The sequence below is a fragment of the Streptococcus parasanguinis genome (assembly GCF_000963275.1).
GTDB classification, from domain to species: domain Bacteria; phylum Bacillota; class Bacilli; order Lactobacillales; family Streptococcaceae; genus Streptococcus; species Streptococcus parasanguinis_B.
The window spans coordinates 1,082,949-1,107,259 of sequence record NZ_JYOW01000001.1 but is presented as its reverse complement, the minus strand read 5'-3'; the positions used below and the strand labels follow the sequence as shown (position 1 = coordinate 1,107,259).

At 42.3% G+C, this 24,311-nt stretch carries 21 protein-coding genes and 1 other annotated feature; of the genes, 17 read left to right on the top strand and 4 right to left on the bottom strand.

Annotated features, from left to right (window positions below):
- Positions 1–90 precede the first annotated feature (90 nt).
- The 9 genes from TZ97_RS05455 to TZ97_RS05415 all read left to right on the top strand — a co-directional run bounded on the left by TZ97_RS05455 (position 91) and on the right by TZ97_RS05415 (position 11,745).
- Positions 91–2,544 (top strand): bifunctional DnaQ family exonuclease/ATP-dependent helicase, encoded by a 2,454-nt coding sequence (locus TZ97_RS05455; RefSeq protein ID WP_045760201.1) that lies wholly within the window; start codon positions 91–93, stop codon positions 2,542–2,544.
- A 4-nt stretch (positions 2,545–2,548) separates the two neighbouring features.
- Positions 2,549–3,529 (top strand): YeiH family protein, encoded by a 981-nt coding sequence (locus TZ97_RS05450; RefSeq protein ID WP_045759667.1) that lies wholly within the window; start codon positions 2,549–2,551, stop codon positions 3,527–3,529.
- Between the two features lie 33 nt (positions 3,530–3,562).
- Complete coding sequence (locus tag TZ97_RS05445) at positions 3,563–4,792, top strand: FtsW/RodA/SpoVE family cell cycle protein (RefSeq protein WP_045759666.1); 1,230 nt, start codon at positions 3,563–3,565, stop codon at positions 4,790–4,792.
- A gap of 19 nt (positions 4,793–4,811) precedes the next feature.
- Positions 4,812–5,363: a DJ-1 family glyoxalase III gene (locus TZ97_RS05440; protein WP_045759665.1), complete on the top strand. Its 552-nt coding sequence runs from the start codon at positions 4,812–4,814 to the stop codon at positions 5,361–5,363.
- A 165-nt stretch (positions 5,364–5,528) separates the two neighbouring features.
- Positions 5,529–6,092: an HAD-IA family hydrolase gene (locus TZ97_RS05435; RefSeq protein WP_045759664.1), complete on the top strand. Its 564-nt coding sequence runs from the start codon at positions 5,529–5,531 to the stop codon at positions 6,090–6,092.
- A 12-nt stretch (positions 6,093–6,104) separates the two neighbouring features.
- Entirely contained in the window at positions 6,105–8,054 is a 1,950-nt protein-coding gene (gyrB, locus tag TZ97_RS05430; RefSeq protein WP_045759663.1) for a DNA topoisomerase (ATP-hydrolyzing) subunit B, read from the top strand.
- 86 nt (positions 8,055–8,140) lie between these two features.
- Positions 8,141–9,865 (top strand): septation ring formation regulator EzrA, encoded by a 1,725-nt coding sequence (gene ezrA, locus TZ97_RS05425; protein ID WP_045759662.1) that lies wholly within the window; start codon positions 8,141–8,143, stop codon positions 9,863–9,865.
- 111 nt (positions 9,866–9,976) lie between these two features.
- Positions 9,977–10,645 (top strand): phosphoserine phosphatase SerB, encoded by a 669-nt coding sequence (serB, locus tag TZ97_RS05420; protein ID WP_045759661.1) that lies wholly within the window; start codon positions 9,977–9,979, stop codon positions 10,643–10,645.
- Positions 10,630–11,745 (top strand): glycerate kinase, encoded by a 1,116-nt coding sequence (locus TZ97_RS05415; RefSeq protein ID WP_045759660.1) that lies wholly within the window; start codon positions 10,630–10,632, stop codon positions 11,743–11,745. The genes serB and TZ97_RS05415 overlap by 16 nt, the downstream gene beginning before the upstream one ends.
- Positions 11,746–11,788: 43 nt before the next feature.
- Here TZ97_RS05415 and TZ97_RS05410 read toward each other — a convergent pair whose 3' ends face one another.
- Positions 11,789–12,241 (bottom strand): DUF1694 domain-containing protein, encoded by a 453-nt coding sequence (locus TZ97_RS05410; protein WP_045759659.1) that lies wholly within the window; start codon positions 12,239–12,241, stop codon positions 11,789–11,791.
- Positions 12,242–12,452: 211 nt separating this feature from the next.
- Here TZ97_RS05410 and eno point away from each other — a divergent pair, with 211 nt between their 5' ends.
- Positions 12,453–13,757 (top strand): surface-displayed alpha-enolase, encoded by a 1,305-nt coding sequence (gene eno, locus TZ97_RS05405; protein ID WP_021153554.1) that lies wholly within the window; start codon positions 12,453–12,455, stop codon positions 13,755–13,757.
- Between the two features lie 102 nt (positions 13,758–13,859).
- On the opposite strand, the gene TZ97_RS05400 is transcribed toward eno, so the two are convergent.
- Together TZ97_RS05400 and TZ97_RS05395 are read right to left on the bottom strand one after the other, a co-directional pair.
- The gene (locus TZ97_RS05400; protein WP_045759658.1) at positions 13,860–14,045 is read right to left on the bottom strand and encodes a hypothetical protein; all 186 of its coding nucleotides are present in this window, start codon (positions 14,043–14,045) and stop codon (positions 13,860–13,862) included.
- 95 nt (positions 14,046–14,140) lie between these two features.
- On the bottom strand, positions 14,141–15,151 hold the full coding sequence (locus tag TZ97_RS05395) for a lactonase family protein (RefSeq protein WP_045759657.1): 1,011 nt from the start codon (positions 15,149–15,151) through the stop codon (positions 14,141–14,143).
- 168 nt (positions 15,152–15,319) lie between these two features.
- Here TZ97_RS05395 and TZ97_RS05390 point away from each other — a divergent pair, with 168 nt between their 5' ends.
- The 3 genes from TZ97_RS05390 to budA all read left to right on the top strand — a co-directional run bounded on the left by TZ97_RS05390 (position 15,320) and on the right by budA (position 18,503).
- A complete protein-coding gene (locus tag TZ97_RS05390) occupies positions 15,320–16,495 on the top strand; it encodes an AI-2E family transporter (RefSeq protein WP_045759656.1) in 1,176 nt (391 codons plus the stop codon).
- The gene (locus TZ97_RS05385) at positions 16,485–17,714 is read left to right on the top strand and encodes a tetratricopeptide repeat protein (RefSeq protein WP_045759655.1); all 1,230 of its coding nucleotides are present in this window, start codon (positions 16,485–16,487) and stop codon (positions 17,712–17,714) included. Before TZ97_RS05390 ends, TZ97_RS05385 begins: the two co-directional genes overlap by 11 nt.
- A 72-nt stretch (positions 17,715–17,786) precedes the next feature.
- Entirely contained in the window at positions 17,787–18,503 is a 717-nt protein-coding gene (gene budA, locus TZ97_RS05380; protein ID WP_003007973.1) for an acetolactate decarboxylase, read from the top strand.
- Between the two features lie 192 nt (positions 18,504–18,695).
- On the opposite strand, the gene TZ97_RS05375 is transcribed toward budA, so the two are convergent.
- Positions 18,696–20,357 carry an Rqc2 family fibronectin-binding protein gene (locus TZ97_RS05375; RefSeq protein WP_045759654.1) on the bottom strand — a complete coding sequence of 554 codons (1,662 nt, stop codon included), beginning with the start codon at positions 20,355–20,357 and terminating at the stop codon, positions 18,696–18,698.
- 150 nt (positions 20,358–20,507) lie between these two features.
- Positions 20,508–20,741: a binding site (T-box leader), on the top strand.
- Between the two features lie 131 nt (positions 20,742–20,872).
- On the opposite strand from TZ97_RS05375, the gene trpX reads away from it, so the two are divergent.
- From trpX to TZ97_RS05355, 4 genes are all read left to right on the top strand, one after another.
- Complete coding sequence (gene trpX, locus TZ97_RS05370) at positions 20,873–21,874, top strand: tryptophan ABC transporter substrate-binding protein (protein ID WP_031574527.1); 1,002 nt, start codon at positions 20,873–20,875, stop codon at positions 21,872–21,874.
- Between the two features lie 78 nt (positions 21,875–21,952).
- Positions 21,953–22,372, top strand: a complete 420-nt coding sequence (locus tag TZ97_RS05365) for a ParB N-terminal domain-containing protein (RefSeq protein WP_045759653.1) — start codon at positions 21,953–21,955, stop codon at positions 22,370–22,372.
- A 315-nt stretch (positions 22,373–22,687) separates the two neighbouring features.
- Complete coding sequence (gene pheS / locus TZ97_RS05360; protein ID WP_045759652.1) at positions 22,688–23,734, top strand: phenylalanine--tRNA ligase subunit alpha; 1,047 nt, start codon at positions 22,688–22,690, stop codon at positions 23,732–23,734.
- 2 nt (positions 23,735–23,736) lie between these two features.
- Entirely contained in the window at positions 23,737–24,267 is a 531-nt protein-coding gene (locus TZ97_RS05355; RefSeq protein ID WP_024055668.1) for a GNAT family N-acetyltransferase, read from the top strand.
- Positions 24,268–24,311: the final 44 nt, after the last annotated feature.

Genomic DNA, 24,311 nt, shown 5'->3' with positions numbered 1-24,311 from the left:
AATTGCGAGGAAAATAACAGGATTGAAGTCAGCATGAAAGGAGAAAAAAATCTGCAGAGCTTGCTCAAACGTGATATAATTTTAAGTATTATGACAAGACAGAAACGGAAATATGCCATTGTGGACCTGGAAGCGACCAGTGCTGGAAGCAATGCTAAGATCATTCAGGTTGGGATTGTCATCGTCGAAGATGGGAGGATTACGCAATCCTATGAGACGGATGTGAATCCCCATGAACGATTGGATGAGCATATCAAACAATTGACTGGCCTGACAGATGCTCGCTTGAAAAAAGCTCCAGAGTTTGCACAAGTGGCAAAAGAAATTTTTGAATTAATAGAAGATGCCGTCTTTGTGGCCCATAATGTCAAATTTGATGCGAATTTATTGGCAGAAGCCCTCTTTTGGGAAGGATTTGAGCTAACGACTCCTCGGATTGATACGGTTGAATTGTCTCAAATTTTCTATCCGACTTTAGAACGCTACAATTTAGGAGCGCTTGCGGCTGAACTGGAAATTGAGTTGTACCATGCTCACTCCGCTCTAGCGGATGCCATGGCGACAGCCCAGCTGCTGTTGAAATTGAGAGAGAAAATTGCGAGCTTACCAAGAGGATTGATCGAAAAACTTCTTTCGATGGCAGATTGTTTGATTTATGAATCGCGACTCTTAATAGAAGATGCGCTTGAAGACAGTAGTCTTTTTTTACCAGCTCATTTAGTAGAAGTTCATGGACTCTACCTGCGAAAGCCACAGCAGTTCTTAGAAAGTCACTATTTGTCTGAACAGTTTGAACTCAATATGCAGTTGTTGGGAATGGAAGCTTATCCGGAGCAGAGAGAATTTGTTGCCTATATCGAGGACAGTTTGCAACGGCCACTTCCGAGTTTTATTGAAGCGCCAACGGGTATCGGGAAGACCTATGCCTATCTATTAACGCTTTTGGCGAAGACCTCCAAGCGCATTCTTGTCAGTGTTCCAACTAAAATTCTTCAGGATCAAATTATGAAGAAGGAAGGAAAGACCATCCAAGATCTTTTCCAAATTCCCTTTCATAGCCTGAAAAGTCCCAAGGATTACATCCAACTCGATAAATTTTATCAGGCCTTACAGAGTGAGTCAGATAATGGGATGATTCGACGCTTTAAAATGCAACTGTTGGTTTGGCTAACGATGACGGAAACGGGAGAGTTCAGTGAAATTGGTCAACTCTATCGTCATCTTCATTTTGTATCTGAAATATGCCACGATGGCCAATTGTCGAAACGTTCACTTTTTTATCAGGAAGATTTTTGGCGTCTCGGCCAGGAAAAAGTGAAAACCAGCCGGGTAATTCTGACCAATCATGCCTATCTGTTAACTCGTCTAGAAGATGATAAGAGTCTACTTCAAGAATCTGTTCTGGTAGTGGATGAAGCGCAAAAACTCTTCTTTGCTTTAGAGCAGTTTTCACAGAGAGAAGAAAACTTGCAATCTCTTCTTCTAGGCTTGCAACACGCCATCGAAGAGGAAAAAGATCTTTTGCAAAGGCGTTTGCTGGAGAGTATTCAATTTGAGTTAAATGCCTGCTCTAAGGAAGTTGTACAAGGAAAAACAGCGATCTTATCTGATCAAACGGTAGCAAAAATTCGGCAGGATGTATCGGAATTGAAAACCGAATCCCTAGAGAATCTAAAGGAATTGTTTGATGAGCGCTACCAAACCTTTTGGATAGACAAAGAAGTGGTTGAAAGCCACCAGATTCTTCGTCTTCATGGAGGAGTGGAGGACTTGCTATCCTTTAAGGAATTTGTACCTGAAGAAGTGACCGTGCTCTTTGTATCAGCGACGATCGCTATCAGTAAAAAGGTGCATTTACCTGCTCTTTTAGGATACCAAAAGCAGCAAATCTACTGGGTGCCAATAACAGTCAAACAACACCAGGAATTGTTGGTGCCGATAGATTTCCCAGATGTTGTTTCTTTATCTTCAGTGGAGTACGCAGGGGAGATTTGTCAGCTCGTCGGTGAACTCCTTCCTTTACGAAAGCCAATTTTTCTTTTGTTTACTTCAAAAGAATTGTTACTGGAGACGTCAAACGCATTGAAGTTTCCCCACTTGGCCCAGTATCGAAATGGTGATGCAGCTAATATTAAGCGACGATTTGACAGAGGAGAAAGCTCTATTTTATTGGGGACGGGAAGCTTCTGGGAGGGAGTCGATTTCTCCCAACAAAAAGAAGTGATTCAAATCATCACGCGCCTTCCTTTTGACAATCCTAAAGATTATATGGTTCAAAAGCTGAATACAAAACTCAGAGAACAGGGGAAAAATCCCTTTTATGACTATAGTCTTCCAGTCGCGATTTTAAGACTTAAACAGGCTATTGGGAGAACCAGCCGTTTTCAAGATCAGGAATCTTTGGTGCTTTTATTAGATCAGCGGGTGGTAACCAAGCGATATGGAAAACAAATTTTGGATGGTTTGCAACAAGTGTTGCCCCTTCACACGACATTGAGAGAGCGGCTTGTTGAGCAAGCAGCTGACTTTTTTGAAAGGAATTGAGAAAATGAAAAATAAAGGATTTGGACTTGCAATTGCATTTGTACTGGCACTTTGTGCTATGTTGTTGGGAACTTTCTTTCCCATTATTGGCTCCAGTGTTTTTGCCTTAATTTTAGGAATTGTCCTTAATGAATTTGTGGATTTGCCGGAGAATTCACGACCAGGCTTGAACTGGTCCGGTAAGAAATTGTTGCAGTATTCGATTATCTTCATGGGATTTAGCTTGCCGATTGCGACGGTTGCCTCTACAGGCTTGTCTTCTTTGAAGATTAGTCTGCCAACGATAACAGTTGCCTTTCTTGCAGCGATGATCTTTGGGAAAGTCTTCCATCTGAAATCTCACCTACGGACCTTAATTGGGTTTGGAACAGCTATTTGTGGTGGATCTGCTATCGCAGCAGCAGCGCCGATCATTGAAGCTGATGAAGAGGAAATTGCCTTATCTATGTCAACCATCTTCTTCTTCAACATTTTGGCTGTCTTTATCTTTCCAGTATTAGGGCATGTATGGCATATGTCTAATTTTCAATTTGGCCTCTGGTCAGGAACAGCTATTAACGATACGTCATCAGTTGTAGCAGCAGCATTTTCCTACAGTAAGGCTGCGGGTGAAATGGCTACAATTGTTAAGTTGACACGCGCCCTGATGATTGTACCAGTTTGTTTGGGCTTGATCGGTTTAAAATGGTATCGGAGCAAGCAACAAGGAAGAAACAAAGGAATGTTAAAGAAAATTATTCCTTGGTTCATCATTTGGTTTATTGTGGCTTCTATTCTTTCATCTATCGGCTTGGTACCCAAAGTGGTTCTTCCTTACCTAAAGGACCTTTCTCACCTCTTTATGGCCATGGCCTTGGTCGGAATCGGAAGCAAGGTTTCTTGGAAACAGTTCCGTGCAGCAGGAGCAGCCCCCCTTCTAGTAGGGTTGATTGCTTGGTTTTGTGTAGCAGGATCTAGCTTGATTCTACAAATGTTGTTCTATTAATTGATTTGATGATTCTCACAGAAAGGAACGTGAATGAAGAAACATCATTTTTGGACGATTCACCTGGATTATTCGATCATTGGGATTGTCTTCGCCCTTCTCATGATTGGGATTTTATCTGTTTATGTAGCAGTTTCTCATGACTATCCCCAAATGGTGTGGCCTTTTTTAGGGCAGCAATTGGCCTGGATTGGTGTGGGATGCGTCATTTGCCTGATTGTGACGATTTTTAGCACGAAATTTCTTTGGAAAATCACTCCCTTTCTTTACCTGCTTGGCCTGGCCTTGATGGTTCTTCCCCTTGTTTTTTATAATCCCAACTTGGTAGCTTCAACAGGAGCTAAAAACTGGGTGGCTTATGGGAACATCACCTTGTTTCAGCCCTCAGAATTTATGAAGATCCCCTTCATCCTGATGCTGTCACGCTCTATTGTCCGATTTTTGCAAAGAAATAAGGGGCGTGAGCGATTATTACGACAAGATTGGTTTTTGATTCTAGAGTTGACCATCTATACGATTCCGGTCTTTGCCTTATTGGCTCTCCAGCAGGACTTGGGAACGGCCTTAGTATTCTTGGCCATCTTTGCGGGCTTAGTGCTCGTTTCAGGAGTTTCCTGGAAAATTATTTTGCCGGTCATCTTGCTTCTAGCAGGTGGGTTAGCAGGCTTTCTCTTCCTCTTTCTTTCAGAAGGGGGACGGGCTTTTCTGCACCAGCAAGTCGGGATGCCAACCTATCAGATGAACCGTATTTTAGCCTGGTTAAATCCTTTTGACTATGCACAAACCACCACCTACCAGCAGGCACAAGGACAGCTAGCTATTGCTAGTGGTGGTCTCTTTGGGCAAGGCTTTAATGTCTCCAATTTATTGGTTCCCGTACGGGAAAGCGATATGATTTTTACGGTCGTCGCAGAAGACTTTGGCTTTGTTGGAGCTCTGGTGCTGTTGATTTTATATGTGACCCTGATTTACCGCATTTTAAAAATTACCCTCCAGTCCAATAACCAATTTTATACCTATATTTCCATCGGATTTATCATGATGCTGGTCTTTCATATTTTTGAAAATGTCGGAGCGGTAACGGGCCTTCTCCCCTTGACGGGGATTCCTCTCCCCTTTATCTCACAAGGAGGTTCCTCTATTATTAGTAATCTGATTGGTATTGGTCTAGTACTCTCAATATATAATCATAGTAGTAAAAAGAAAGGACCAGAAGAAGAGGTTCCAATCCGTAAAAAAGTAGTCCTTAAAAAGGCGCAATAGTTAGAAAGAAGGAATGAAAATGAAAAAAGTAGCAACGATTTTAGCAAACGGTTTTGAAGAAATTGAAGCCTTGACCATTGTCGATGTTTTGAGACGTGCTGGGATTGACTGCGACCTCATTGGCATGGAAGAAACAGTCACAGGTTCTCACCAAATTACAGTGGAAGTAGATCGCCTTTGGAATGGAGATCTTTCAGATTATGATGGAATCTTCTTACCAGGTGGGATGCCAGGAGCAGCGAATTTGAGGGATAATGCAGAATTGATCACAGCTCTTCAGGAAGAAAGTGGCAAAGGAAAAACCATCTCTGCAATTTGTGCCGCTCCCATTGTTTTGGCGCGTGCAGGTCTCTTAAAAGATAAACACTATACGTGTTACGATGGCTTTGAAGAAGAGATTCAAGATGGCCATTATCAGAAAGAAACAGTGGTGAAAGACGGTAATCTTCTCACCAGTCGTGGTCCTTCAACAGCCCTAGCCTTAGCTTATGCCTTGGTGGATCATTTTGGAGGAGATGCCCAAAGCCTTCGGCAAGGAATGCTCTATCAGGATGTCTTTGGAGGTGCATAAAAGGGCTCTTTTGGACACAACGGTTTCTGGTGATAGATCACTTTTTATAGTGTGAAATGAGTTTTATTTGATTTAAGATGAAATGACCGTAAAAAATGGCTAAAATCCCCCCTAAATGAGGGTTTTAGCTTATTTTTTTTGTCCATTTGTGGTATAATATTGACTATGAATTATCATGATTTTATATGGGATCTTGGTGGGACGCTATTGGATAATTACGAAACGTCCACAAATGCCTTTGTAGCGACATTGAAGGACTTTCATATCCAAGCCGATCATGATTCTGTTTATGCAGCGTTAAAAATCTCAACACAGGATGCAATCCATACCTTTGCGCCTCATATTCCTAATTTTCGTACGGAATACAAGAAAAAAGAAGCCTTAGGTTTGCAAGATCCGGTTTTATTTGATGGAGCAAAAGAGTTACTAGAAGAGATTCAAGCACATGGAGGACGTCATTTTTTGGTATCTCATCGAGATCGCCAAGTTTTGACCCTTATTGATCAGACGGGCATTGCTCCCTTCTTTACTGAGATTGTAACAGCAGACGAGGGCTTTCCTCGCAAGCCAGATCCAACCTCGATGCTCTATTTGAAAGAAAAATATAGCATTCAAGATGGTCTGGTCATTGGAGATCGTCCGATCGATATAGAAGCTGGGAAGACGGCAGGGCTGACAACATATTTATTTGATACCATGCCCCACTTACACCAGTTTATATTTGAATAGAAAAGGGAAATTATGACAGAGGATAAACAGCAAGAAATTCAGGCGCAAGAATATGATGCCAGTCAGATTCAGGTCTTGGAAGGACTAGAAGCCGTTCGGATGCGTCCGGGGATGTATATTGGTTCTACCTCAAAAGAAGGTCTTCATCATCTGGTCTGGGAAATCGTAGATAACTCGATTGACGAAGCCTTAGCTGGTTTTGCTAGCCATATTGAAGTTTTCATTGAAGCAGATAATTCGATCACGGTTGTCGATGATGGTCGTGGGATCCCAGTGGATATCCAAGAAAAGACAGGTCGACCTGCCGTTGAAACTGTCTTTACCGTGCTTCACGCCGGAGGAAAATTCGGCGGAGGTGGCTACAAGGTTTCTGGTGGTCTTCACGGGGTAGGATCTTCCGTAGTAAATGCCCTCTCCACATCCCTCGATGTTCGTGTCTATAAAAATGGCAGTATCCATTACCAAGAATATCGACGCGGACATGTTGTAGATGATTTAAAGATCATTGGAGAAACAGACCGCACAGGAACAACCGTCCACTTTATTCCAGACCCAGAAATCTTCACGGAAACCACCGAGTATGATTTTGAAAAATTAAATAAACGGATTCAAGAATTAGCCTTTTTGAATCGTGGCTTGCGTATTTCTTTGACGGATAAGCGAGAAGGCCTGGAGCAAGAAAAGCATTACCACTACGAAGGTGGGATCTCTAGTTACGTCGAATACATCAATGAAAACAAAGATGTCATCTTTGAAAAACCAATCTACACAGATGGTGAAATGGATGATATTACCGTTGAAGTAGCTATGCAATATACCACAGGCTACCATGAGACGGTCATGAGTTTTGCGAATAACATTCATACCCATGAAGGTGGAACGCATGAACAGGGCTTCCGTACAGCTCTCACTCGTGTGATCAATGATTATGCTAAGAAAAATAAACTCTTAAAAGAAAACGAAGACAATCTAACTGGGGAAGATGTTCGAGAAGGCTTAACAGCAGTGATCTCGGTTAAACATCCAAATCCACAGTTTGAAGGACAAACCAAGACTAAACTTGGAAATTCAGAAGTTGTTAAGATTACCAATCGACTCTTTAGTGATGCCTTTTCTGATTTCCTTTTGGAAAATCCGCAAATTGCTAAGAAAATCGTCGAAAAAGGGATTTTAGCTGCGAAAGCTCGCGTAGCTGCTAAGCGAGCGCGTGAGGTGACCCGTAAGAAATCAGGGCTTGAGATTTCCAACCTACCTGGTAAATTGGCAGATTGCTCTTCAAATAATCCACAAGAAACAGAACTCTTTATCGTCGAAGGGGATTCAGCCGGTGGATCTGCAAAATCTGGTCGAAATCGGGAATTCCAAGCGATTTTACCAATCCGTGGTAAGATCTTGAACGTTGAAAAAGCAAGTATGGACAAAATTCTAGCCAATGAAGAGATTCGTAGTTTATTTACTGCTATGGGAACTGGATTTGGTGCCGAATTTGATGTTACAAAAGCGCGTTATCAAAAATTAGTCATCATGACCGATGCCGATGTCGATGGCGCTCATATCCGAACCCTTCTATTGACTTTGATCTATCGCTATATGAAACCAGTCTTGGAAGCGGGATATGTTTATATTGCGCAACCACCAATCTATGGGGTCAAAGTCGGTAGTGAAATCAAAGAATATATCCAACCTGGTGCCAACCAAGAAGCCGAATTAGCTGCAGCTTTGGAACGTTATTCAGAAGGTCGCTCAAAACCAACCATCCAACGCTATAAAGGTCTTGGAGAAATGGATGATCACCAATTATGGGAAACAACCATGAATCCAGAACATCGCTTGATGGCACGAGTATCAGTAGACGATGCTGCGGAAGCAGATAAGATCTTTGATATGTTGATGGGGGACCGCGTGGAACCACGTCGTGAATTTATCGAAGAAAACGCTGAATATAGTACACTCGATGTATAAAATTCACCGAACGCTTCCCATTAATGGATATTTTATGGTATAATTACTAGGATTACGTTCAAGTAATACGATGAAGGAGTTTTTATATGTCTAGTGGACTAATTGTTCTCATCTTTATTGTCGCCCTTATCTTGATTGTAGGATATGTGGTTGCAGTCATTTTGAGAAAACGAAATGAAGCCTTACTGGCAGCACTGGAAGAACGAAAAGAAAAGTTATACAACCTTCCGGTCAACGATGAAGTAGAGGCCGTAAAAAACATGCATTTGATTGGTCAAAGTCAAGTTGCATTTCGTGAATGGAATCAAAAATGGGTAGATTTATCCTTAAATTCATTTGCTGATATTGAAAACAATCTGTTTGAAGCGGAAGGCTATAACAATTCTTTCCGTTTCATGAAAGCTAAACAAGCCATTGATAATATCGAAAGTCAGATCCAATTGATCGACGAAGATATCAAGGCGATTCGCAAAGCCCTTTCTGATCTGGAAGAGCAGGAACAAAAGAATAGCGGACGTGTGGTTCATGCCTTGGATATGTTTGAGAAACTTCAAAAAGAAGTCACTTCAGACCCAGATCGTTATGGCAGTGCACTTCCTGAAATTGAAAAACAAATTGGAAATATTCAATCTGAGTTTTCACAATTTGTAACCTTGAATTCTTCAGGTGACCCTGTTGAAGCGGCTGAAATCCTTGATACAGCTGAAAATCATATTGTAGCCTTAAAACAAATTGTTGAGGGAGTGCCAGAAATTGTCACTGCTCTTCAAACAAGACTTCCTGATCAATTAGAGGATTTGGAAAGTGGCTACCGCAAGCTTTTGGAATCTGGATACCACTTCACTGAAACAGATATTGAATCTCGTTTCCAACAGTTGCATGCTTCTTTGAAGAACAATATGGCAAATGTATCTGCCCTTGAATTGGACAATGCCATTTACGAAAATGAACAAATTCAAGAAGAAATCGATGCATTGTATCACATCTTTACTCGTGAAATTGAATCACAAAAAGTTGTGAAGAAGTTAGTGAAACAACTGCCTGGCTATTTGAAACATGCTAAAGATAACAATAGCAAGCTTGCGGCAGAAGTGGAACGTCTCGGTAAAACATTTGTCTTGAATGAAAGCTTCAGCCAACAGTTAAAAGAGTTGGAAGCTGAGCTATCTTCACAAGAAAATGTGGTAGAAGATGCCTTGAAAGATTCATCTGAAACACAAAAGGCCTATTCTATCGTAGAAGAAGAGTTAGAAGCTATTGAAGCTCGCTTGAAAGAAATTGAAGATGAGCAAATTGGCTTAAGTGATTCCCTTTCAAAAATTGAAAAAGACGATGCCAATGCTCGCCAAAAAGTCAACATCTATGCCAACCGTTTGCATGCCATTAAACGCTATATGGACAAACGGAACTTGCCAGGAATTCCTCAAGAATTCTTAGAAATTTTCTTCACTGCAAGTAACAATACAGAAGCTTTGATGGATGAGTTGGAAGGGGATAAAATCAACATCGAATCAACCAATCGTTTGTTGGAAATCTTGACCAATGATATGAATGAATTGGAAGAAGCGGCGTATCGAATTGTTCAAAATGCGACATTGACAGAACAATTGTTGCAATACTCGAACCGTTACCGTTCATTTGATGATCATGTACAGGCAGCCTTTGATGAGTCCCTTTATATTTTCGAAAGAGAATATGACTATGCGGCTTCTTTCAAAGTCATCTCAGATGCTTTGGAAATGGTAGAAGCTGGTGTAACTGATCGCTTTGTTACTTCCTATGAAAAAACCCGGGAGCAAATTCGCTTCTAATAACAAAAAATGACCTTTTAGGAGGTCATTTTTTTATCTTCAAATCATCATTGAAACTTGAAATTTAAACCCTATTTTTGTATAGTAAGGGAGAAATAAGAAAGGAAAGCGATGAAAGAAGTAACAGGTCTTCTCGTTATGGATGTAGATGGAACCTTGATCCGACAGGAAGGAATTGATCTACTAGCTCAAGAAGCTGGCGTGGGAGAAAAAGTGGCAGAGATTACAGCACAAGCAATGAATGGGGAGCTGGATTTTGCAGCATCTTTAGAGGCGCGTGTTGCTTTATTGAAGGGATTAGAGACCTCTATCTTTCCGAAAATTTTGGAACATATGGAAGTTACGTCGGGTGCTGAAAGCTTAATCACGGAACTGCATCAAAGAGGTTACAAGGTTGGTCTTGTTTCGGGGGGATTTCATGAAGTCATCGACCCCATCGCGAGGTCTTTAGGAATTGATCTGGTCCGAGCCAACCGTTTAGAGGTTTCTGATGGCCGTTTGACAGGAGAAGTCCTCGGTGAGATTGTGACTCCTGAAATGAAAAAAGAGTCCCTCCTGACATGGGCGAAAGAAAATCATGTCCCACAAAGTCAGACGATTGCGATGGGAGATGGTGCCAATGATCTTCCCATGATTGAAACAGCTGGTGTCGGGATTGCCTTTATGGGCAAGCCAATCGTCGCTGAGCGAGCCCCATATCGTATCGAGAAGAGGGATCTAAGCCTTGTTCTTGAAATTCTAGACCAGCACAGAAAGGAAACAGTATGCATATCCTACTAGCACCGGATTCGTTTAAAGAATCCTTATCCGCCAAACAAGTAGCAGAAGCCTTGAAAAATGGATTTCAAGAGGCTCTACCAGATGCAACTTTTGACCTCCTTCCTATTGGGGATGGAGGCGAAGGCACCATGGAAACCCTAGCTGGAGTTCTGGATGTAACGGAGTACCAAACTCAAGTAACCGGACCATTTGGACAGCCTGTTTCAATGTCCTACTACCAAAAAGATAAGATGGCTTTTTTTGAAATGGCCTCACTTGTCGGTTTAGGCTCCATTCCAGCTGAAAAACGAAATCCTCTTGAACTGGAAACACGAGGAATTGGTGAACTTATTTTGCAATTGGTTGACCAAGGGGTTAAAACGATCTGTGTGGGAATTGGCGGTTCTGCAACAAATGATGGTGGGATTGGGATGGCAGCCGGATTAGGGGTAGCCTTCTATGATGATCAAGGCCATCTGCTTCGTCCTGTCGGGGCTTCGCTCGGTCGTGTGGCTAGAATAGATACCAGTGCGGTTCCAAAAGCTTTAGAAGACATCCAGCTCCAAGTCTTAACGGATGTAACCAATCCTCTCTGTGGCAGTCAAGGAGCAACCTATATCTTTGGCGGGCAAAAGGGATTGAATCCCCTTCTGTTTCCAGCAGTTGATCAAGCTATGGAGGATTTTTATCAGCTAGTCGATCCACGAATCTTGTCTATGGCTGGCGCCGGAGCTGGAGGTGGCATGGCAGCAGGCTTGGTCGCTTTTGCGGGAGGTCAGATTTCCTCAGGAATTGAGAAAAGTTTGGATCTAATCGACTTCGATCGTAAGGTTCAAAAAGCGGATCTGGTCGTCGTGGGAGAAGGTAGGATGGACCTCCAATCTTTGTCTGGAAAAGCTCCTGTCGGGGTAGCCAAACGAACACCAGAGAAGATCCCAGTGCTTGCTATTTGTGGGGCCTTAGCAGAGGATTTGCCAACTTTCCCAAGTCATCATATTGAGGCTGCTTTCTCTATTGTACCAGGTCCTTGTGAGGTGGCAGATGCACTCACTCATGCTGAAAAAAATCTGATTTCCTGTGCTCGAAATATTGGTAACCTCTTAAAAATGAAAGCAAACTAAAAAACCAATTGAAAAGGAAATTCCTTTTCAATTGGTTCTTTCTTTAGCCAAAGAGGCGTTTCCAAAATGATTTTTTTTCAGGTGCTGTGCTCTCTTCTTTCTTTTCAAACAAATTTGGATACTGGAGGCTGATATCGGTTGGAGAAATTCCAGATGGATGATCAGTATGGATGATGAGACCAAAGGGAGAGTGGCGACAGTCATCTGATACAATGCTTGCCACAAGACCAAGATCCTTTGTCTTTTTCAAATATTGAAGTTGGCTGCTTTCATCCAAGGCAGGCGAAATCTTGACCAATACAGGTTCAAAGCGTTCTGAAATGTTCGTAAGAATTGAAGAATAGTGCTCCAAATAGAGATTGTCCCTTGCCTCCTCCAAGGTACATGATGCAATCACACGCTCCTCATAAGTCTCCAAAAATCGACGCTGTTCATCAGGATTGAACCGAGTAGGACCAGCAGCTTTTTCTAAAATCGTTTTATTAATATCTGTCATAAGTTTAGTATAGCATAAAGCGTAGTAGAAGAGTAGAAGAATGTTAAAAAATTAAAAAAGGAGGGGAAATGGAAGAAAATAAGACAGTGGAACCGTTTTCTTGTTAAAAACTTCTCAATTTTCGTATATTTCCTTGTTTTTTCTTGAAAAAATAGCCTAATTACGATATGATAGAGGAGTAAAAAATATAACTCAATAAGGAGAGTAAGAAATGTCAATTATTACTGATGTTTACGCTCGCGAAGTCCTAGACTCACGCGGTAACCCAACACTTGAAGTAGAAGTTTATACTGAATCAGGTGCTCATGGACGTGGTATGGTTCCATCAGGAGCTTCTACTGGTGAACACGAAGCAGTTGAACTTCGTGACGGTGACAAATCTCGTTACGGTGGTCTTGGTACTCAAAAAGCTGTTGACAATGTAAACAACATTATTGCTGAAGCTATCATCGGCTATGATGTACGTGATCAACAAGCTATCGACCGTGCTATGATCGCTCTTGACGGTACTCCTAACAAAGGTAAATTGGGAGCAAACGCAATCCTTGGTGTGTCTATCGCTGTAGCTCGTGCTGCTGCTGACTACCTTGAAATCCCACTTTACAGCTACCTTGGTGGTTTCAACACTAAAGTTCTTCCAACTCCAATGATGAACATCATCAACGGTGGTTCTCACTCAGATGCTCCAATCGCTTTCCAAGAATTCATGATCGTACCTGCTGGTGCACCAACATTCAAAGAAGCTCTTCGTTGGGGTGCTGAAATCTTCCACGCACTTAAGAAAATCCTTAAAGGTCGTGGTCTTGAAACAGCCGTTGGTGACGAAGGTGGATTCGCTCCTCGTTTCGACGGAACTGAAGATGGTGTAGAAACTATCATCGCTGCTATCGAAGCTGCTGGTTATGTTCCAGGTAAAGACGTATTTATCGGATTTGACTGTGCATCATCAGAATTCTACGATAAAGAACGCAAAGTTTACGATTACACTAAATTCGAAGGTGAAGGAGCTGCTGTCCGCACTGCTGCTGAACAAATCGACTACCTTGAAGAATTGGTAAACAAATACCCAATCATTACTATCGAAGATGGTATGGATGAAAACGACTGGGACGGTTGGAAAGCTCTTACTGAACGTCTTGGTGGTAAAGTTCAATTGGTTGGTGACGACTTCTTCGTAACAAACACTGACTACCTTTCACGTGGTATCGAAGAAAAATGTGCTAACTCTATCCTTATCAAAGTTAACCAAATCGGTACTCTTACTGAAACATTCGATGCTATCGAAATGGCGAAAGAAGCTGGTTACACTGCCGTTGTATCACACCGTTCAGGTGAAACTGAAGATTCAACAATCGCTGACATCGCAGTTGCAACAAACGCAGGACAAATCAAGACTGGTTCACTTTCACGTACAGACCGTATCGCTAAATACAACCAATTGCTTCGTATCGAAGATCAACTTGGTGAAGTAGCTGAATACCGTGGATTGAAATCATTCTACAACCTTAAAAAATAATCTAGTTTACTAGACTAAAAAGATCCTTGAGTTTTCTCAAGGATTTTTTTTTGCTTGTGGTAAACAAAAATTCCTCAACTAGATAGTTGAGGAATCGTCTTATTAGAACAAGCCTTTGATTTTGTCCAAGGCACCGCTGACCATTTCATTTCCAGATACAAGCCCTTTGGCTTGTTCAAGGTAGTCACCGAGGTTGTCTTTATTGTCATAAACAAATTTTTTGGCAGCGTCGAAATCTTTCTTTTCGATCATTTCTTTCACTTGGTTAAATAAGTCCATTGGATTCATGCTTGGATCTCCTAAAATATAAGTTATGAAATCAGGCTCGTGCCTTTTTCTCATTTATTTAATCATTTTTTTAGAGGTTTGACAACTAAAACGACTTAATGAAAAACGGTACAAACGGCTTCTGGAACATAGAAGTCGTCAGATAGAAGGGTCAATTTTCCACTAGCTAGATCTCGCTTGAAGACGCTTGCGTTAGGTGAATCTTGATGGGCTGCGATCAAATAGTTTTGATCAGGACTAAGCGTGAAATCACGTGGATTGAGCCCTTGACTTGGAACAATTTCAATGAGTTCTAGGCTACCATCAGCCACGACTTTGAAGACAGCGATGGAATTGTGAGCACGGTTAGATGCATAGAGGAATTTTCCATCAGCAGAGTGCTTGATCGCAGAAGCCCATTTTTGACCATCGTAGTCTGATGGAAGTGTGGAAACAGTTTGGAAGTGTTCGAATTCACCCATACCGTCATAAAAAAGCACATCGATCGTAGCATTTAATTCATTGATGAGATAAGCAGTCTTATAGTGAGGATGAAAGACCAGGTGACGAGGTCCTGCCCCTGGAGCTGTTTGATATTGATTGATCAGGGTTAGATTTCCTTCCTCACTGACATCATAAACATGCAAACTATCTGTTCCTAGGTCACACGTGATCAGGTACTGATCTGGTGTAAGGTCTGCATAGTGGGTATGTGGACTTGCTTGATTGGCATGAGGACCACTTCCTTGGTGGGTGTCTTGATCGACAAAGGACAAACGTCCATCTGCCTCTAGCTTATATACGAGAACTTGGCCTTTGTGATAGTTGGCTCCATAGACCAGTTGACGCTTGTCATCGACAGAGACATAGCAAAGTGGAGCCCCCTCTTCAACAACGTGATTGAGCGGCTGAAAATCAGCTGTAAAACTTGCGATTCCTCCTTTTCCCTCTTCAGCTCCGACGCTATAGAGGTTGCCTTTTTCAGAAAAGGCGATATAGGTTGGATTGGGCTCAGCTGCCACTAGTTCCAGATGGTTCAATGTCCCTGTTTCAGGGTCAAATTGTGCCTTGTAAATTCCTTTGGATTCTTTTTTGGTATAGGTACCGAAATAAATGGTTTGAGACATAGGTCACCTCGTATGATTTGTTAGGTTTATTATATCAAAGGTCCTATTGGAAGGCAATTGCTAGTTGAAAAGGGGAGGGTCTTTCTTTCTTATTTTGCTAGTTTTTTCGTAACTTCAAGCTCAAAAAATGCTAAAATAGAAACAGATTGAAATGAAAAGGAGTTCTCTGTGGATAATAAAGAAAAACAGTTTAGTTTGTCCTGGTTTTTTAGATGGTTTTTAGACAACAAGGCCATTACCGTATTTTTAGTTACCTTGCTGTTGGGCTTGAACCTTTTGGTTTTGAGTAAAATCACCTTTATTTTTATTCCTATTTTTGAGTTTGCAGGAGCCGTCATGCTGCCTGTCATTATTTCTGGTTTGCTCTATTACCTGCTTAACCCTATTGTTGACTTTCTTGAAAGAAAAGGACTCAAGCGGATTTTTGCGATTTCCTTAGTCTTTTTCTTGATTGCAGTGCTTTTAATTTGGGGTCTAGCTGTAGTGATTCCATCCGTCCAACGACAAGTGGTGAGTTTCTTTCATAACCTGCCAACTTATTTGGAAAAGGCCAATGCAACCATCGATGATTTTCTAGATAATCGCGTCTCCTCAGATATCAAACCCCAATTAGATGAGATCACTAAGGAATTGTCTGCAAACATTACTTCTTGGGCGAGTTCGATCTCTGGGCGGGCTGTCAATTGGGTCAGCAACTTGATCGGAGTGGCTTCGCAAGTCATTGTTGCCTTGATCATCATGCCTTTTATTGTCTTTTATCTTCTTCGAGATGGAAAAAATTTAAAGGGCCACATTGTTCGCTTCTTACCGACTAAGATTCGTAAATCGGCTGAACAAGTTCTCTCAGATGTCAATACCCAGCTCTCCAATTATGTTCGAGGGCAAATTACGGTAGCCATTGTCGTCGCCATTATGTTTATCCTCTTCTTTAAGATCATTGGCTTACGTTATGCGGTGACACTGGGGATCTCTGCGGGGATCTTGAATTTGATCCCTTACTTGGGTAGTTTCTTAGCCATGTTACCTGCTTTAGTCTTAGGCTTGGTAGCAGGACCAGAGATGTTTATCAAGGTCTTAATCGTATTTGCAGTGGAGCAAACCATTGAAGGACGTTTTGTATCACCGTTGGTTTTGGGAAGCCAGTTAAATATCCATCCGATTACCATTTTATTTGTGCTCTTGACGTCAGGATCTATGTTTGGAATCTGGGGAGTTTTCCTTGGAATTCCAGTCTATGCATCTGCTAAGGTGGTGATCGGAGCTATCTTTGAATGGTATAAGGTCGTCAGTGGCTTGTATGAAGAACACAATGAAATAGAAGAGGAAACACACAGTGAGTCATAGTCAACAAATGGTAGAGGCTCTCGATCGGCAAGAGCTAGAAGAGGCAGAAGTTCAATTTCAACAGGCTTTGTTAGAAGATAGTGAAGCGCAATTATTGGATTTGGGTCAATATCTTGAAAGTATTGGTTTTTACCCTCAGGCAAAAGAGGTTTATGAACAGATTGCAGAAACCTATCCAGAAGTATATCTGAGTTTGGCAACCATCCTTGCAGAGGAAGGGCAAACGGAAGAGGCCTTTGCATATTTAGAAGAAATTGGCCCTGAGTCTAACTGGCATGTAGCCAGTCTCTTGGTCAAGGCAGATCTCTATCAGCTGGAAGGTCTTGCAGATGTGGCGCGTGAAAAATTAGTTGAAGCAGCCAGTCTGTCTGATGATCCGATCATTCAATTAGGGTTAGCTGAAATTGATCTGGAATTAGAACGCTACCAAGAGGCTATCCAAGAGTATGCCCAGTTGGACAATCGGGAGATTTTGGAAGCGACTGGGATTTCTACCTATCAACGGATTGGTTTTGCCTATGCCAATCTTGGTAAGTTTGAAGCGGCTGTGCCCTTCTTAGAGAAAGCCCTGGAGATTGAGTTTGATGACCAGATTGCCTACGAATTGGCGACCTTATTGTCTGATCAAGAAGAATACCAAAAAGCCCTGATCTACTACAAACAACTTGACACCTTGTCGCCTGATTTTGAGGGCTATGAGTACGGTTATGCCTTGGCTTTACAGGCTGAAAATGACCGTGAAAAAGCGCTTGAGATTGCTAAACAAGGGATCCAGAAGAATCCATTTGATGCCCAATTGAAGCTCCTTGCTTCTCAGCTTTCCTATGAACTCCACCAGCCTGAGCAAGCAGAAGCTTATCTATTAGAGGCTAAAGAAGTGGCAGATGATCTCGAAGAGATTGCTCTTCGCCTGACCACTCTTTATTTGGAACAGGAACGCTTTGACCAAGTCTTGACTTGGCAAAATGAAGAAGTCGAAACAGTTGTCACTCGGTGGAACATTGCCCGTGCCTTGGCTGCCTTGGAGAAAACAGAAGAGGCCGTCTCAGCCTACCAAGAGCTCTATGAGGATTTAAAGGACAACCCAGAATTCCTCGAAGCCTATGTTTATTTGTTGCGTGAGGCTGGAGATGTGACGAAGGCGCGTGAAGTGGCTAACCAGTATTTGGCCATCGTACCAGACGATGTGCAGATGCAAACCCTCTATGATAGCCTCTAATCAAAACCATATCGTGAAGATTCGGAATAGTTTGTGGTATACTGGTAGAAGATAGAATGAGGAGAGAAAAACATGGAACCAGTGAAACTTTTTCAATACAATACCTTAGGTGCCCTAATGGCGGGTCTGTACGGGGGTTCATTTACGATTGGAGAACTCTTGGAACACGGAGATCTCGGAGTTGGGACGCTTGATTCTATTGATGGAGAGTTGATCGTTTTAGATGGTAAGGCATATCAGGCCAAGGGATCAGGGGACCATCCTGAAATAGTCGAAGTTTCTCCGGATGCAAAGGTTCCTTATGCAGCAGTCGTCCCTCACCAAGCAGAAGTGATTTTCCGCCAACGTTTTGAAATGACAGACGAGGAATTGGAAGCCCGTATTGAGTCTTATTATGATGGGGAAAATCTTTTCCGCTCCATTAAGATTCATGGTGACTTTGCCAAGATGCATGTCCGTATGATTCCAAAATCAACACCTGAGATGAAGTTTGCAGAGGTTGCCACCCATCAGCCAGAGTATACACGAGAAAATGTTACTGGAACCATCGTCGGTTTTTGGACACCAGAAATTTTCCATGGCGTGAGCGTGGCTGGTTATCATTTGCACTTTATTTCAGATGACCACACCTTTGGTGGCCATGTCATGGATTTTGTCATCACAGAAGGGATTGTAGAGGTGGGGGCCATCGATCAGCTGGATCAACGTTTCCCAGTTCAAGACCGTCAGTACCTCTTTGCCAAATTCAATGTTGATGAGGTCAAAGAAGACATTAATAAAGCAGAATAAAAAGAGGCTGGGACAAAAGTCCTAGCCTCTCAATTATTTTTGGATTGTCGAGCAAGACGCAGTGGTTGAGTGGGCTCTACTACGCTGATTTCATCAGCTTTTACAGCCCTACTCAACTGTGCGGAGGTGGGACGACGAAATCGAATTCTAACGAATTACCGATTTCTGTCCCACTCTCTTTTATTTTTGAAATCAGTCTGTTAGTTTCATGGCCTTGATTTTTTCTTCTTCTGGGGTAACCCGCAGGGTCTTTTGACCAGTATAGGTCACAAAGCCTGGTTTTCCGCCGGTTGGTTTATTGAGTTTCTTGGCTTCGATCATATCGACTTGGACCAGATTTGAGAGACGGGCCTTGGAATAGTAGGCGGCCAACTCTGCGGCATCGGTCTTCACTTCATCCGATGGATTTAGATTTCCGGTAATGACGACATGGCTGCCTGGGATATCTTTGGCATGGAACCAGAGTTCGTCTTTTTTAGCGATCTTAAAGGTCAGTTCATCGTTTTGCAGATTATTGCGACCCACTAAAATGATGGTTTTGCCATCACTAGCCAGGTATTTTTCTGGTTTTTTCCGTTTATGGATTTTTTCTCGGTTGCGCCGTTTGATAAAGCCGGTCTGGATTAACTCTTCACGAATCTCTGCCACCTCAGCCAGGCTCGCTTGAGAAAGGGCCGTTTCAACCGTTTCAAGATAAGAAATGGTTTCCTTGGTTTCTTGAATGAGGATGGTCAAATGTTTAACGGCTTCTTTTAACTTCTGGTAGCGTTTGAAGTAGCGTTGCGCATTTTGGTTGGGGGTCAGAGCCTTATTGAGTTGGATGGTGATGGGTTCGTTGGTATAGTAATTGTCCAGGACAACCTGGTCTTGGTCGTTTGGTACCTGATGGAGGAAGGTGGTCAGTAATTCTCCTTTTTGGCGGAATTCTTCCGCATTGTCGGTCGCCGCTAACTCCGCTTCTTGTTTGGCTAATTTTTTTCGGTTCTTTTCAAGATCGTTTTCGACCTTGCGGATCAATTCACTAGCCTGTTGTTGCACCCGATCGCGCTCAGCCTTGTCTCGGTAATAGTCATCTAGCAGATCGGAAAGTGTCTCAAAGGTTTGACTAGTGGCATCTTCAAAGGGAATAGCCGAGAAGGATTTGGTCGTTAGGCGTGGCTCAGTTGGAGCTTGGAAAAAGGCACGGAAGGTTTTTAATTTTTCATCCGTCTCAAGTCGCTTGGCCAATTCTTGAGACGTATCTCGCCCCAAACCTTGGAAACATTTTTGAAGGTTCTTTGGGCTTAACTCTTCTTTGTGAAGAAGGGCAAAAAGGGCTTCATCTCCAATTGTAAAAGGATTAACCGCGTCTGTTTTCGGAGGGGCTACATAGATTGATCCAGGAAGAATGGTCCGGTAGCTATTTTGTGAGAAGCCGACATGTTTGATGGCCTCGATGATTTTATTGCTGGTCCGGTCTAGGAGAATAATATTACTGTGCTTGCCCATGATTTCGATCATTAAGCTGACAGAAATGGCATCTCCAATTTCGTTTTTATTGGAGACACGGATTTCGAGAATCCGGTCGTTCTCCAATTGCTCAATCCCTTCGATGACAGCGCCTTGAAGATATTTACGCATGACCATAATAAAGGTATTAGGAAAGGCAGGATTTTCAAAGTTGGTTTGGGTCCGTTGGATCCGTCCGAAAACAGAATGGGCAGAGAGTAAGAGTTTTTGGTTTTTCCGATTGCCTCGGATTTGGAGTACCAATTCTTGCTCGAAAGGTTGATTAATTTTTTGAATGCGACCACTTAAGAGTTCGGCCTTCAATTCTTGCACCATATGGTGTAAAAAAAATCCATCAAAAGACATGGGATTCCTCATCATTCTAGCTGTTATTCTAGTAAATTATATCAAAAATAGAGCGGAAATCCCAGAAAGAAGCAAGGGGATGTAATATAGAAAATGCGAACGTTTCCAAAAAAATACTGAAAAAGTATTGACTTTTTTGAAAGAAAACTTTAAAATGTAAGAAATTAGAAAAGTAGTAAATGAAAGTTTCAAGAGAGCCCACGGTTGCTGAGAGTGGGTAGCGGCAGTTTATGAAATTGGACTAATGATGAGATGAATTTGAAACAATAAAAATTCGGTTGGCACACCTTATCGTGCAACTTGTTGCTAGACAAGACAGAGATATGGGGGGGAGACTATCCTTTTCCCATAAGTGAGGTGGCACCGCGATGACACGTCCTCACATAGCTTTTGCTATGTGTGGGCGTGTTTTTTGTTTTAGATGAGAAGGGAGAAAAGATATGAAGAAACGATGGCGTCGCATTCTTTAGAGGATGAAAAATAGAAGAAAATGAAAAAATAGAAGAGGTAGTAAAATGAAAAATAAACGGTTAATGGGAATTATTGGTTTGATTGCAGCAGCAGTCATTGGGACAGCGATCTATTCAGCTACAGCTGGTAAGGACAACAAGGCAGCAACTAGCAATGAAAAGGCAAAAGTTGGGGTCTTGCAGTTGGTCAGCCACCCTTCGCTTGATTTGATCTACAAGGGGATTCAAGATGGTCTAGCTGAAGAAGGCTATGACAAGGACAAAGTGGACATTGATTTCCTCAATGCAGAAGGGGACCAAAACAAGGTTGCAACTATGAGTAAGCAATTGGCAGAAAAAGATAATCAAGTCTTGATTGGGATTGCAACCCCATCTGCTCAAGGTTTGGCTAGTGCAACCAAAGACAAACCAATTGTCATGGGTGCTGTAACCGATCCAGTCGGTGCAAACTTGGTCAAAGATTTGAAAAAACCAGGTGGCAATATCACTGGGGTATCTGACCACAATCCTACTGAGCAACAGTTGAAATTGATCAAAGAGTTGACTCCAAACGTAAAAACAATCGGGGTTCTTTACTCAACCAGTGAAGACAATTCTAAATCTCAAGTAGAAGAATTTACAAAATTGGCTGAAAAAGCAGGCTACAAGGTGGTTCCGTATTCAGTTCCTTCTACAAACGAAATTGCTTCAACAGTATCGGTTATGTCAGGTAAAGTGGATGCTATCTGGGTTCCAATCGACAATACCATCGCATCAGCATTCTCAACTGTTGTTGAAGCCAATAAAGATGCTAAAAAACCAATCTTCCCAAGTGCGACAGCCATGGTAGAAGCTGGTGGCCTTGGTTCAGTCGTTGTCGACCAACATGATCTTGGGGTAGCAACTGGTAAAATGGCTGCGAAGATCTTGAAAGGTCAAAAACCTGCAGACACACCTGTTGAAATCTTTAGCCAAGGAAAATCTGTCATCAATAAAAAAGTCGCAGATGAATTGGGCATTACTATTCCAGAATCTGTCTTGAAAGATGCTGGACAAGTCATTAAATAAAAACGAAACGAATCACAAGAGTAGCAGGAGAATTTGGCTTTGATAGGTCTTTTAATCGGGACCTTTGAGGAGAAAGAAATGAAAGTCAAGCTAACGGACCTTCATCCGACCCAACTATACTTATCAGAAAAGAAGTTACATGATATCCAGATGCTTGATCAGTCGGCAGAAATCATCAATATGGATCCAATTAGTATTCTTACATTTGGAAATCGCTTCTTGATTACAGACGGGCATCACAGGGCTTATCAGGCTTTGTTGGCGGGTCAAGATACGATTTCTGCTGAGTTTGATAGAGATGGTGGCGATGACTTGTATGCTCTCTATGCGCAAGCTTGCGAGGAAAGAAAGATAGACTCTGTCTTGGATTTAAAAAATCGTATCTTACCTCAAGATGAGTATGAAGCAAAATGGTATAACTGGTGTGATGGTTTTAACCAAGCAGCAACTCTTCTATTGAAAAGGAATGCAGATGAAACCGACCAGGCAAATAGATAATGCATTACGTCCAGTTCCTTCTTCTATTGAAATTAGTCTCATCTAACTTGTTTTTTAACAAAAAATCTGCTAAACTAGATAGTAATCGAATAGAAATCTGCAAGACTAGTATCTCAAGGGAAGTGCGACAGGGAGAAGAGCCGTGACTGAAAGCTCTTTGCATGAAAGCTGAGTGAATTCACTTGCGTAAAGGATTTAGAAATTAAGGTCTGGTTTACGGATAAAAAACGGATGGTACCGCGTGTCAACGCTCCGAATGAGGGTGTTGGCGCGTGGTTTTTTCTATGTCTGTAGAGGGACCATGATGGAGGAAATATGTCAACGATTGAAGAACAATTAAAAGCGCTTCGTGAAGAAACGCTGGCAGCTTTGAAGCAGATTTCTGCTGAAAATGAAAAAGAGATGCAAGAACTACGGGTCTCTGTTCTTGGAAAAAAAGGATCTCTGACGGAAATTCTTAAAGGGATGAAGGATGTCTCTGCTGAGATGCGTCCGGTTATCGGGAAACACGTCAATGAAGCGCGTGATGTCTTGACGGCTGCCTTTGAAGAAACGGCCAAACTTTTGGAAGAAAAGAAAGTCCAAGCCAAATTGGCTAGTGAAAGTATCGACGTGACCCTACCAGGTCGTCCAGTTGCTAGTGGTTACCGTCATATTTTGACCCAAACCAGTGAAGAAATCGAAGATATCTTTATCGGGATGGGCTATCAAGTCGTAGACGGCTTTGAAGTGGAGCAAGACTATTATAACTTTGAACGGATGAATCTGCCTAAAGATCACCCAGCGCGGGATATGCAGGATACCTTCTATATCACAGAAGAAATCTTGCTTCGGACCCATACCTCACCAGTACAGGCACGGGCGATGGATGCGCATGACTTTAGCAAGGGACCATTGAAGATGATCTCTCCAGGGCGTGTTTTCCGTCGGGATACAGATGATGCGACCCACAGCCACCAATTCCATCAGATCGAAGGCTTGGTCGTTGGGAAGAACATCTCAATGGCAGACCTTCAAGGAACGCTTCAATTGATCGTGCAAAAGATGTTTGGGGCAGAACGTCAAATCCGTCTGCGTCCTTCTTACTTCCCATTTACCGAGCCATCGGTTGAGGTGGACGTTTCTTGCTTCAAATGTGGTGGAGCTGGATGTAACGTATGTAAGAAAACTGGTTGGATTGAAATCATGGGAGCTGGTATGGTTCACCCACGCGTCCTTGAGATGAGCGGTATTGACCCAACAGTTTATTCAGGATTTGCCTTTGGACTTGGTCAAGAGCGTGTGGCTATGCTTCGTTACGGAATCAATGATATCCGTGGCTTCTATCAAGGGGATATCCGTTTTTCAGAACAATTTAAATAATCATGTTAGTTAAAGTTAAGGCGAAAGATTTTCATATTTTAAGGGAATTAGAGGTGGAAACCTATGGGGATACCTTTGGTCCCTACAACTCTGATGCCGATATGGAAGATTACTACCAGATGGTTTTATCGCTAGAGCAAATCCAAAAGGACCTAGCAGACCCGGAATCAGAGACCTATTTTGTCCTTGATCACCATCAGGAAATTTGTGGTTTCCTCAAGTTTAACTGGGGCAAGGCACAAACGGAGCCAGTAGAGATGGACAATGCTTTTGAAATTCAGCGCATCTATGTCAAAAAAGAACATCATGGCAAGGGCTATGGCAAGGAAATGTTTACCTTTGCCTTAAAAGAGGCTCAAAAACGTGGATTTGACTGGGTCTGGCTGGGTGTCTGGGAACGGAATTTTAAGGCCCAAAACTTTTACAAACAATTCGGATTTGAACGATTTAGCGAGCACCACTTTATCACAGGGGAAGCTGTGGATATCGACTGGTTGCTGCGCAAGCATTTGAAGGAGAATCCGCAAGCTTAATTGTGGGTCCAAATTGAGAGAAAGGAATTGAGAAGATCTCACCA